At 36.7% G+C, this 12,199-nt stretch carries 10 protein-coding genes; 6 read left to right on the top strand and 4 right to left on the bottom strand.

Annotated elements, in window-relative coordinates; translation table 11 throughout:
• Positions 1-74 precede the first annotated feature (74 nt).
• From PHV22_RS09835 to PHV22_RS09845, 3 genes are read left to right on the top strand one after another with little or no spacing between them, the layout of a single operon-like run.
• Positions 75-1,307 (top strand): TolC family protein, encoded by a 1,233-nt coding sequence (locus tag PHV22_RS09835; RefSeq protein ID WP_299947422.1) that lies wholly within the window; start codon positions 75-77, stop codon positions 1,305-1,307.
• Complete coding sequence (locus tag PHV22_RS09840) at positions 1,308-2,408, top strand: efflux RND transporter periplasmic adaptor subunit (RefSeq protein WP_299947425.1); 1,101 nt, start codon at positions 1,308-1,310, stop codon at positions 2,406-2,408.
• Position 2,409: 1 nt separating this feature from the next.
• On the top strand, positions 2,410-5,514 hold the full coding sequence (locus PHV22_RS09845; RefSeq protein ID WP_295023377.1) for an efflux RND transporter permease subunit: 3,105 nt from the start codon (positions 2,410-2,412) through the stop codon (positions 5,512-5,514).
• A gap of 99 nt (positions 5,515-5,613) precedes the next feature.
• Here PHV22_RS09845 and PHV22_RS09850 read toward each other — a convergent pair whose 3' ends face one another.
• Positions 5,614-6,240, bottom strand: coding sequence for a hypothetical protein (locus PHV22_RS09850; protein ID WP_295023375.1), 627 nt, complete (start codon positions 6,238-6,240; stop codon positions 5,614-5,616).
• Between the two features lie 107 nt (positions 6,241-6,347).
• Between PHV22_RS09850 and ilvC the strand changes: the two genes are divergently transcribed.
• On the top strand, positions 6,348-7,370 hold the full coding sequence (gene ilvC, locus PHV22_RS09855) for a ketol-acid reductoisomerase (protein ID WP_295023373.1): 1,023 nt from the start codon (positions 6,348-6,350) through the stop codon (positions 7,368-7,370).
• A gap of 129 nt (positions 7,371-7,499) precedes the next feature.
• Here the strand turns inward: ilvC and holA are convergent, their stop codons facing one another.
• The 3 genes from holA to PHV22_RS09870 are packed head-to-tail and all read right to left on the bottom strand — an operon-like array spanning position 7,500 to position 11,184.
• Positions 7,500-8,462, bottom strand: coding sequence for a DNA polymerase III subunit delta (gene holA, locus PHV22_RS09860; RefSeq protein WP_295023371.1), 963 nt, complete (start codon positions 8,460-8,462; stop codon positions 7,500-7,502).
• On the bottom strand, positions 8,455-10,386 hold the full coding sequence (locus PHV22_RS09865) for a ribonuclease R family protein (RefSeq protein WP_295023369.1): 1,932 nt from the start codon (positions 10,384-10,386) through the stop codon (positions 8,455-8,457). Before PHV22_RS09865 ends, holA begins: the two co-directional genes overlap by 8 nt.
• Positions 10,387-11,184 (bottom strand): HDOD domain-containing protein, encoded by a 798-nt coding sequence (locus tag PHV22_RS09870; protein WP_295023367.1) that lies wholly within the window; start codon positions 11,182-11,184, stop codon positions 10,387-10,389. It abuts the gene before it with no gap.
• 125 nt (positions 11,185-11,309) lie between these two features.
• Between PHV22_RS09870 and PHV22_RS09875 the strand changes: the two genes are divergently transcribed.
• Both PHV22_RS09875 and greA read left to right on the top strand, forming a co-directional pair.
• A complete protein-coding gene (locus PHV22_RS09875) occupies positions 11,310-11,636 on the top strand; it encodes a hypothetical protein (RefSeq protein WP_295023366.1) in 327 nt (108 codons plus the stop codon).
• A gap of 8 nt (positions 11,637-11,644) precedes the next feature.
• Complete coding sequence (gene greA / locus PHV22_RS09880) at positions 11,645-12,169, top strand: transcription elongation factor GreA (protein WP_295023364.1); 525 nt, start codon at positions 11,645-11,647, stop codon at positions 12,167-12,169.
• The last annotated feature ends 30 nt before the right edge of the window (positions 12,170-12,199 follow it).

A 12,199-nucleotide genomic window follows, 5' to 3' on the forward strand; every position in this document is an offset into this window, starting at 1 on the left:
TTATATCTTTCTAGCAAGACATACTTAAGACTCTTTTTGGTAATATTTTGTAAAATCACCAATAAGGAGTGCAGTTGAGATTTTTTTTGCCGATACTATGCTTGCCTATTTTTCTCTACTCTTATTCGCTAGATGAACTACTTGAACTATCTCATAAAAATAGAGTTGTAGAGTCTGCAACACACACGCTAACCTCAAAAAAACAACAATACGAGAGTTCTAAAGGCTCATATCTACCTAGCATAGATATAGGTGCAAATTATCAAAATACATATAAAGAGACAGGTGCTGCTGCAAAAAATTCACTAAAATTTCAAGCATCTCTAAAATACACCATATATGATGGTGGAAAAAAACAGAGTTTATACAATCAGCTCGAATCATCTATTGACTCAAGTAAAAGCACGATTGAAGCTACCAAAAACTCTATTTCACTTGATATATCGAAGCTTTACTTTGAGTATTTTTCACTTGAAGCCGACAAAGAGGCAACGATGCAAGAGATAGGACAACTAAAAGAGGAGCTTAAAAGAGTTGAGCTTTTTTATACAGCCGGATCTGTTACGAGAGATGAGGTTGCAAAAATTGACTCAAGAGTAAAAAATGCTCTTGTTTTACTTCAAGAGATAGAGTTAAAGAGCCAAAAAGTAATCTATACGCTTGAGTATTATGTATCTAAAAGTGTTGAGCATATTGACGGCAATGCAACTATAAAATTACCAAAAGAGGAAAATGGGGCTTTAAGAGCGGATATAAAGGCTCTTGAGTACGATGCAACCTCGGTACTGCATGAGGCAAATGTAAAAAAAAGTCAAAATATGCCCGTTGTTTATCTGGACGATACGCTAAGTCATAGTAATTATTTTTTTGATAACAAAGCTCTAGATAACGGTTTTTTAGTGGAGAATCAAAATATAGCTATGGTAAATGTCTCATGGAATATTTTTGATTTTGGCTCAAGAACTAAAGCTTATGAGTCTAAGCTCCAAGAGTATTTGAGTAAAAAATCTACAATTGAGTACGAAAAAAATAGAGCAGATGTTGAGTATCGTCTTGCAAAAAAATCACTAGTTATATCACAAGCAAAAGTGGAATCAACAAAGGCAGCTTTTGAGGCGGCGTCATTGGCGTATGAGCTTATAAAGTTCAAGTACCAAAATAGCACTATTGACAATGTCGCCTATCTTGCAGCGCTCAGTGAGAAGTTTAGTGCTCAAAGAGATGCTCAGAGAGCTCTTTATGAGTTTGAGGTTAAAAAAGCAGAGCTGATTTATTTTAGTGGAAAAGATATTAAGGAGTTTTTATAGATGAAAAATTTAACAATTTTAGTAGTGATTTTATCCATGTTTTTAGCTGGTTGTGGTGATGAGAAAAAAGGCGCATCAGATACACCTGCGGTAGCTAAAATGCCACCGTTGCCAGTAAAAGCTTATAGTGTAAAGTTCGAGAGTGCACCTTTGGTTAAGAGTTACTCTGCTCTACTTAAACCTTTTAACGAGGTTGATATAATTGCACGAGTAAGTGGGCTGCTTTTAAGTGAGAACTTTAAAGAGGGCGCATATGTAAAAAAAGGTGATGTGCTTTATGAGATTCAAAAAGATGAGTATAGAGCATCTTTGAATGAGGCAAAGGCGGCTCTGCTAAAAACAGAAGCAAATTTCAACAAAGCTCATAAAGATTGGGAACGCAACGAGTTTCTCTTTAAAAACAGTGCAATTTCTGCACAACAAAGAGACCAGCTTTTTTATGCCTATGAAGATGCAAAAGCAGATATAAGCAGAGCAAAAGCAGTAGTCCAAAATGCTCAAATCAAGTTTGACTACACAACCATAAGAGCACCAATGAGTGGAATAATAGGGATGAGCAACAGTGATGCTGGCTCTTATATAAATATAGAGGGACAAAATGCAAAATTAGCAACGATTACTGCATTGGAGCCAATATATGCCGAGTTTTCCCTGCCAAGCGATGATATTGCAAAATATATATCTAAGATTAAAAACGGCACAAAGGTAACACTAAGCGTTGGAGCAAAAAGCTACAGCGGAGAGATGGACTTTATCTCTTCTATGGTAGATGCGCAAACAGATACTTTAAAGCTTAGAGCAAAGTTTCAAAATAAAAACAGAGAGCTAGTGGTTGGCTCTTATGCTGAATTAAAAATAGATGGACTTAGTTATGCGCATGTTGCAAAAGTTCCTCAAAATGCTCTTGTTAAAACCCAAGATGCAACAATCGTGTACATTATAAAAGATGGGGCTGTTTCTATGAGACCAATCAAAAGTGCACATGTTCAAGATGGTATCGCTTATGTTGAGGAGGGTGTACAAGAGGGAGAGGATATCGTTATAAGCAATATTGCAAAACTAAAACCAAACTCAAAAGTTACTATTATGAAAGGCAACTAAAATGTTTTCTGCCTTTTTCATAAAAAGACCTATCTTCGCATCTGTTATCTCGATACTTATCGTTTTGGCAGGTGTTATTGCTATGCGCTCTTTGCCTGTTGGAGAGTATCCAAGGGTTATTCCGCCGCAAATCGTAGTTACTGCATCTTATCAGGGTGCTAGTGCACAGACTATCTCAAAAACTGTTGCCGCACCCCTCGAGGAGCAAATAAACGGCGCTAAAGATATGCTCTATATGAACTCAATCGCAGCTGATAACGGTTCACTTAATATAAGTATATTTTTCAGAGTTGGCACAAATCCTGATGATGCAAAGATAGATGTAAACAACCGTGTTCAAGCAGCTCTCTCAAGATTGCCTGAGCAAGTTAGAAGGCAGGGCGTTAGAGTAGATGAAAAGTCACCGGATATGCTTCAGGTTATTATTTTAAACTCTCCTAAACAGACGCGTGATGTTAGCTTCTTGTCAAACTACGCTCTTATGAATATAGTTGATGACTTAAAGAGGGTTAAGGGTATCGGAGATGTAACTATATTTGGCGCAAAAGATTACTCAATCAGAGTCTGGATAGATCCATCAAAGCTTAAAAAATACTCTCTTACGGTTAATGATTTAGTTGCTACCATCAGAGAACAAAATGAGCAATACGCCGCCGGAAAGCTCGCAGCAGAACCGATCTCGAACAAAGAGATGTTTACATATACTATCGAGACACCACAAAGATTTGATAATCCATCGCAGTTTTCAGAGATTATTGTAAGAGCCAACGAAGATGGAAGTTCGCTAAAGTTAAAAGATGTAGCAACAATTGAGCTTGGTTCTCAAAGTTATGATATGAAAAATAAGCTAAACAATGTCCCTGCTGTGCCAATTATGATATTTTTACAAAGTGGTGCAAATGCGATAGAGACCGCAAAAGAGGTCCGCAAAACGATTGCTTCAATCAGTGGGCATTTTGTTGATGATGTTGAGTATGTCATTCCTTACGATATTACTGATTTTGTTGAGATTTCCATTCAAGAGGTTATTAAAACTTTCATAGAGGCTATCATTTTAGTTATTCTTATAATATTTCTGTTTTTACAAAATTTTAGAGCAACGCTTATACCCATTTTAGCTGTTCCTGTATCCATTATTGGGGCATTTGCAGGTATGTATGTCCTAGGTTTTAGCATCAATCTGCTTACTCTTTTTGGGCTAGTTCTTGCTATTGGAATAGTTGTTGATGATGCGATTATTGTTATTGAAAATGTTGAGAGACATATAAAAGAGGGGCTCTCGCCCAAAGATGCCTCCATGAAAGCGATGCAAGAGGTTTCTGGTGCGCTGATTGCTATTGTTTTAGTGCTCTCGGCAGTTTTTCTTCCAGTTGCTTTTTTAGGTGGGCTTAGTGGAGAGATGTATAAGCAATTTGCCATTACTATTGTTATGTCGCTCGCTATCTCTGGGCTTGTCGCGCTTACACTTACGCCTTCGTTATGTGCTTTGATCTTAAAACCAGATCATAAAGAACCAAAGTATTTCTTCAAATGGTTTAATGGTTTTTTTGAGAGCGCAACAAGAGGTTACTCAAATACTTTAAAGTTAACTATCCGATACTCTCTTTTGAGTATGTTACTCTTTGGTGGGCTTCTATTTGTCACATATAACATGTTTACAACCCTAAAAACTGGACTTGTTCCGACCGAAGACAAAGGGACTGTTTTTGTCTTTAGCTATAACCCTCCATCTGCTTCGCTCAGCAGAACGGATGCTCTTACCTCGGAGATTTATGATATAGCCTCAAAAGATAAAGCGAGTGTAAAAGATATAATCCAGTTTGCTGGAATAGACTTTGTCACTTTCTCACAAAGAACGAACTCTGCAGCTACTATCTTAAAACTTAAACCATGGGAGCAGAGAAAAGATCCAACGCAGCAGGCAAGTTATATAGCGTCTGAGATGGGTAAAAAACTATCACGCACAAGCGATGGATTCTCTTTTGGGGTTGTTCCTCCTCCGATTAGGGGTATGGGAATAGCTGGCGGATTTGAGATGTATGTTCAAAATAGAACAGGCGCAGATCTGGCAGAGTTGCAAAAAAATGTTGATGAGATTATCAAAAGAGCCAATGCGAGACCAGAATTAGAGGGTGTTAGAACAACGCTAAACACCTCTGTTCCAAAATATAAGATAGATGTAGATACGGCAAAAGCAAAAGCAAAAGGGGTAAATGCTGATGATATTTACCAAACTCTAAATGCAACTTTTGGAAGTTTTTATGTAAACGATTTTAACATGCTAGGTAGAACATATATGGTAAATATGCAAGCAGAGGAGTCTTTTAGAAAAACGCCACAAGATTTAGAGAAAATATTTGTTAGAAATAAAAAAGGCGAAATGATTCCTCTTAGCTCGTTTGTAACACTAAAAGAGAGTGTTGGTGCTGATTTGGTTGAGAGATTTAACCTCTTTAATGCAGCAAAAATATCAGGACAAGCCTCTCTTGGATATAGCTCTGGAGATGCACTAAGAGTGATGGAAGAGGTTTCAAAAGAGGTTCTTCCAGAGGGTTATAGCATCAGTTGGATAGGTACGGCTTATCAAGAGAAGCAGATATCAAGTGCTGGAAATCTGGCATTTATCTTTGGAATTATATTTTTATATCTGATTTTAGCTGCCCAATATGAGAGATGGCTTATGCCAATAGCTGTTATTTTAGCTGTTCCATTTGGTGTGTTTGGAGCCGTTGTTGCAAATCATCTAAGAGGGCTTGATAACGATATCTACTTCCAGATAGGAATCCTTGTTTTAGCTGGTCTTAGCGCTAAAAATGCTATTTTGATTGTTGAGTTTGCGATGCAAAAAAGAGCGCAAGGTATGGAACTTGTTGAGGCTGTTTTAGAAGCCGCAAAGATTCGTCTGCGTCCTATTATTATGACCTCGTTGGCATTTACCCTGGGAGTTATCCCTCTTGCAATAAGCAGTGGAGCAGGAGCAGCAAGTAGACACTCCATAGGAACTGGAGTTGTTGGCGGGATGCTATCGGCTACATTCTTGGCGATAGTGTTTATCCCTCTTTTTTATATTTTAGTTTCAAAAATAAGAAGTAAAAAAGAGAAGTAGCATACCTTGCAATTCTCGAAAAAGTAGTTTTTCATAGTTTTAGTGAGTTGGAGTGGACGATAAGTTCCTCCCACTAAAGTGGAGTTGTTTATTTTAGCGTTACTGTGGTAAGAGATTGAAAAATCTAGTGGCTTGTAGCTCATCATCATTTAAGTTTTCTAGCGCAAAATCCTCATCTTCAGACATAAGTTTTTTTATCTCTTTTTGACAATAGTCAAACAACATATTTTTTGCATCATCCAAGTTTGCTATAAAACCTAAACCACTAAACATATATGGTGACTCTTGTTCAAGACAGATAATCGTGCCATCACACTTATCCTCTAGCATATCCACAAGGTCTCTGTATGAGATGTTAAACTCCGTAGCATTCCATCCAATCTCCTCCATCTCTTTTGTTGAAAACTCATCAACTCCATCGGCAGTTGTGTCGTCGTAAGATGCTCTTGGAGTGTTGTATCCTATAATCTCTTGCCAGTTTGAAAAAGCTTTTATCAAAACTCTGTTCGCATCCACTACTAGTTGATAGTTTTTTCCAAGAGCACCCTCAAGGTGTGCGTTCATCTCGGCTACACCACTGTAGATAAGTATATCTTCTATGGTAAAAGGTTCATGGCGTATTGCCCCATCAATCCTTATTCCAAAATGTTTTTGAGACTCTATGGCTTCTAAGAGTTTACTTTTGTCGACAACAATAATTTCTTTAAAAAGATTGAATTTTTTCATACATACTTCCTTTTATTTCGAGGGCATTATAAAAGTTTTTGCTTTATTTTAGTATAATGCCGAAAATTTTTTAAGCATTTAAGCTTAATATAAAACAAGGAAATTAAATGTCATTAACTGTTTACTACGACAAAGATTGTAACATTGAACTGATCAAGAGCAAAAAAGTTGCTATGATTGGTTTTGGTTCTCAAGGTCACGCACATGCTGAAAATCTAAGAGATAGCGGTGTTGAGGTTGTTGTTGGTCTTAGAAAAAGTGGCTCTTCATGGGCAAAAGCAGAAGCAAAGGGTTTTAAAGTAATGACTGTTGGTGATGCGGCTGCATATGCTGATTTGGTTATGATTTTACTTCCAGATGAAAATCAAGCTGAGATTTACAAAAACGAGATTGAGCCAAACCTTAAAAACGGCGCAACTATCGCATTTGGACACGGTTTTAACATTCACTACGGAAGAATCCACCCAAGAGCTGATATCAATGTTACTATGATTGCTCCAAAAGCTCCAGGACACACTGTTCGTTCAGAGTTTGTAAGAGGCGGCGGTATTCCAGACTTAATCGCTGTTGGACAAAACCCAAGTGGGAAAACTAGAGAGTTAGCACTTTCTTACGCTTCTGCTATCGGTGGTGGTAGAACTGCGATCATCGAAACAACTTTCAAAGATGAGACAGAAACTGACCTTTTTGGAGAGCAAGCTGTTCTTTGTGGTGGTGCCGTTTCTCTTGTTCAAGCTGGATTTGAGACACTAACTGAAGCTGGCTATGCTCCAGAACTTGCATATTTTGAGTGTTTACATGAGTTAAAACTTATAGTTGACCTAATGTTCCAAGGCGGAATCGCAGATATGAGATACTCGATCTCTAACACTGCTGAGTATGGTGACTATGTTTCAGGTAAGCGCGTTATCAATGCAGAGTCTAAAGCTGCGATGAGAGAGATTTTAAAAGAGATACAAGATGGAAGATTTGCAAAAGATTTCATTCTAGAAGGTCAAGCAGGATACCCAAGAATGAACGCTGAGCGTGCAAATGCAAAAGCTTCATTGATTGAGCAAACTGGTGTTAAACTAAGATCTATGATGCCATGGATCTCTGCAAATAAGATAGTAGATACTTCTAAAAACTAATATTTTTAAATCTTCGCAACTCAGCTTTTATTGGTTGAGTTGCACTCTGCTCCAAACAAATCTTTTACAATTTTTCAAGCTTATAAAAAAATGTACTATCGCATTTATTGCTAAAATGTTATCTGTAAATTAAATAATTGTTTGTAATCTGATGAGCGATGAGAGCAAAATAGCACTTTTGTCAACACCAGAACTCTTCATCTTTAACTCGCTATCAAGCAAGAGATTATGTAGTTTATGGTAAGTTTGTGGTTTAAACTTTAAAGAGAGAGCAGCTTTTTCATCAACTACAAATTTTGGGGCAGGGTATCCTAATATGTCAAGCGCATTTGCCACACCATTTACGCGAATGTAGATGTTAAACATATAAAGCGTCGTGATATATGAGGTTATCGCACTAATTACTCTTATCTCATTTTCTCCATGTCCTAGGATGTTTAAGAGCTCGTCTTTAAAATCTTTTTTGTTTAGTATGTTTTTTATAAGCTCATCTATGTTGATTTGGGCCAATCCAAAAACTAGATTATCCACATCTTTTGTCGTTATGGCTCTATCAAAAATTCTGAATTTTTCTATCTCATTGCAGGCAAGCGCTACATCTGTGTTATGAATATTTAGAAGATGAGAAATGGTGGAGTTGTCGATATTAACTTTTTTCTCTTTCGCCATCTGAGAGACTATGAAAATAGACTCACCCAAATTTGGATTGAAAAACCTAACGCTCATAGCTTTTGTTTTGGCAAATGCTTTTGCATAAGTGGTGTAATCGTCCCCATAATAGGCGTAAACGAAAATGTTGTCAGAGTTTTTTTCACAATAGTTTATAAAAATATCCAAATCTTTTTTTGGAATCTTTTTTTCACTTTTAATGATTAGTACATTTTGTCCGCCAAAAAGTGAAGATTGTGATAGATGCGCTTTTGCTGATTCAAAGTTGTACTCATCATGATAAAACTTCAGAAGTGAAGCATCTGCGATGTCTGTAACTCTGTTTGTGTAGGCATCGATCAAAAAACTGCTCTCTCCAAAAAAAACGAAGCTGTTTGAAACGGAACCGTTTTGTATGTGCTTGTCTAGCTCGTTTTTATACATCAACAATCTTAAGTATTTCTGCAAATATTTTGGCTTTTGGTATGTCAACTTTAGTAATGCTAATTATCACATCTTCAAATAGAGTCGCTTTTGAAGCAGATACGATATGTATTTTCGCACCTTGCACTTCATCATGAAGCTCAGCTTTAAGTTCTGGCAGAGTCTCTATGATTCGAGCTTTAAGTTCTTTGCCTATATTTGTCTCTGCCCATCTAGCAAATTTTCTCGCCATAAATTCAACTTCTATCGTGCTGGCTTCTCTCTCTTTTTCGCTTATTGTCATACTCAACGATTCTATATTTCGAAGAACATACGAACCTTCAATAGTATCATGATTTGCAATTGCTTTTAGTAATCTATGGACTATCAAATCACTATATCTTCGGATAGGAGAGGTAAAGTGTGTGTACTGCTCAAATCCAAGTCCAAAGTGTCCTGCGTTTATTGGTGCATATCTAGCTTGCATCTGTGAGCGAATAATGAGAGTATCGACCTCTGCTTCTAAATTCATTGCTCTTGCTTGATCTTGAATGTTTGTGATTGTCTCTTTTATGGAACTTTTTATATCTACAAATATTCCAACTCCAGCTAGTTCTTGATAAAGTTTTTGAAGTTTTAACTGGCTTGGAGGTTCATGTATTCTGAAAATCCCTCTTTTAAACTGCGCAGCCGCCTCTTTGTTTGCAAGCAACATACAATCTTCTATAAGTGCGTGAGAGGGAGTCTCTTTTGCAAAAGCAGTTGAGACGAGATTTGAGTTTTCATCAATCACCATCTCAATCTCTTCTGAGCGGAAGTCATAGCCAACCTTTAGTCTTTTTGCCTTTAGCCTATCAGTCACTACTCTAAGTTTTTTGATATACTCAAAAATCTTCTCTTCTTCTGGATTTTTTGCTTCTAGTTTCCCATCAAAAAAACTATCTATCTCTTCATAGTTAAATCTTCTATCAGAGTGGATTATTGCCTCATAAACTTTTGATTTAGTAACTTCAAGAGTGTTAATGTCAAGTTTTATCTCAAAAACATACGCCAATCTATCGACATGAGCCTGAAGTGAGCAGAGTGTTTCACTTAGCTCACGAGGGAGCATCGGGATAGAACGATGCGGAAGATAGATAGAGAAACTTCTATAAATTGCCTCGTTATCAATCGCGCCAAATGGCGTGACATACTCGCTAACATCGGCAATAGCAACATAAAGAGTGCTGTTTTCATCATCCCAACAGATTGCATCATCAAAATCTTTTGCTGTTACTGGATCGATCGTACAAAAATTGAGATACCTCAAATCAACTCTAGTTGGATAGTTTGAAGCATCTACCTCTTTAAAAGATTTTGCGATTTCTAGAACTTCACTATCAAATTCATCGTGTTTGTTAAATTGTGCAAGAACTATTTTTTCATCAACGAGTGGATCTGCGATATTTCCTAGCTTCTCCATAATGGTATAAGTCTGATTTTCTACTTTAAAAACATCACCATCGCTATAGCTGTTAAGTTCTTGTTCTGCGCCTATTGGATGGTCATTTTTTAGATTGACTAGAGATTTTTTACCATCTCTTGTGATTATGTAAGCCACGCTAAATGTCTGTGCTCTACCAACAATTTCAACAATTTTTGCACTGGGGGTTCCTCTGACGCCTAATAATCTTTGAGCTATTATAAGATCTCCTTCAGTCGCATTTCCTAAATCACCCTCGCCGATAAAGAGGTCATGAACATTTTCGCCAATAACATTAAGGTACGCTGTACCTTTTTGAACAAGCCCTAGTGTGCCAGCACGATACTTGGAGTTGAATTTATAAATATTGTCTTTTTTTGTAATGTAATTTTTTGCGAAAAAGCTGTTGACGCGCACAAGTTCGTCCGCGGAGATATCTTGCTCACTCAAGCCGTGAGTAAGCCTTATAAGAAGAGATTTCATCTAGATAAGTAGAGCAGCTTTTTCAAAGCTTTCTATATCGAGTGAATATTTGTTGATTAGTTCTCTTGCGGCAACTAAGCTCTCCTCTGTGATAACACCATTTAAAGGAACAGCTGTTCTTGTTACATGCAGTATCTGCGCTGCTTTTCTATCAGCATCTTGTGCTTTATCAGGATTTAGACAATGACGAATTGTGTTTACTAGACTAGGTTCAAATTTCCACTGCTCAAATATTGAAGCACTAACTTCCGGAGTATCAACACCAACAATTGCTCTCTCTGCTGCTTCCACATCCTGAAGTTCTTTGAGGGCCTCTTTAAACTGCTCTTGAAGATTATTTATGAGCATATGCTGAGATATTAAAACTTTACCAATCTCCACAAGAAAAGCAGCAGGAGAGAGAATTCCTAGAAGCTTAGGTTCTTTTCTTAGGCACCATGCAGTCACAAGCGCATGTTGTCTTTTTGATAATATAGAGAATGTATCGCTATCAATTCCATAAGGAGATAGATTGAGGGCAAAACTTTTTTTTATAATACTTGCAAGCGCAAAGCCCCTGATTGTGCCCATTCCAAAAAGACCAACCGCTTGACTTATAGCATTTATCTCTCTAGAGAATCCATAAAGCGGGGAGTTAGCAGCTTTTAAAATATCAGCCGTTAAAAGAGGATCAGTCTCCAATATTTTTACCATATCATTGAAATTACTATCTGGATTTTGATAAACAGCTTCTATCTGCATAGCAGACTCCGGAAGGGGTGGAAGTTGTTTAATCTGCTTGAGTATATCTTCTGTCATTATGTTTTTCTCTCTTTGTAGACTGTTAAAATTAACATTATTATAGTAAATCTATATAAACAAATGACTGAATATTTATCGTGTTTACAAAATATTGCTATCATTTTTTAAAAAAAAGGACAGAAATGCAAAGAGATGCCATGCTTACACAATTAGGATATGTTCCAAATGATGCTTTATTGAAGCAGCTTGAAAAAATTGAAAAGAACACGATTGGTTATGAGAAGATACAAAAACATATTATGGATTTGCATGACCACCTAAAAGTAAATGGTGCCTATGTCGCTCTTTCAAACTCAAACGACTATTTTAAAATCAAAATTGACTCTATTACTCCAGAATTAAGTGAAGAAGCGCATGAGAAAGTGCAGAGATTTAGTGATAAATTTAAAATAAAAATTGAAAAAGTCAAAGACAAAGAGACATATTATATCATAGGGTTTGAGGGTTAATTTTCAGAGTGCAAGAACCCATAAGTCAAGAGGGATACGACCTTATAATAGCAGAATTTAAGTTCTTACTAGAGGTTGAAAAACCAAAGACAGCGCAAGAAAAATTGGTAGCTGCCGCGCTTGGTGACAGAAGTGAAAATGCTGATTATCAGGCAGCAAAAGAGAAGCTTAGATTTATAGATAAGAGACTTTTTTATCTAAACTCCATGATTCAAAAATCACAAATCATAGACCCATCAAAACACTCACACAACAAAGTAGGCTTTGGAAGTAGTGTAAAACTCCTAGATATTAGCAGTAATGAGGAGTTTACATACACTATCTGCGGAGTTTTAGAGTCTGAGCCAGAAAATTGTCTTATTTCTGTACATGCTCCACTCTCTCGTGCCATGATAGGAAAAGAGTGTGGCGATGACTTTATAGTTAAAATTCCAAGTGGTAAAAAAGAGTATGAAATATTGGAAATTTTCTATAAAAATATATTCTCTTTGAAGAAAAATATAAAAACAAAAGCTGATTTTTCTTTTCATTAAAACTCTTTTTACACCCATTTAGATATAATC

The sequence above is a fragment of the Sulfurimonas sp. genome, assembly GCF_028713515.1.
Lineage (GTDB): Bacteria > Campylobacterota > Campylobacteria > Campylobacterales > Sulfurimonadaceae > Sulfurimonas.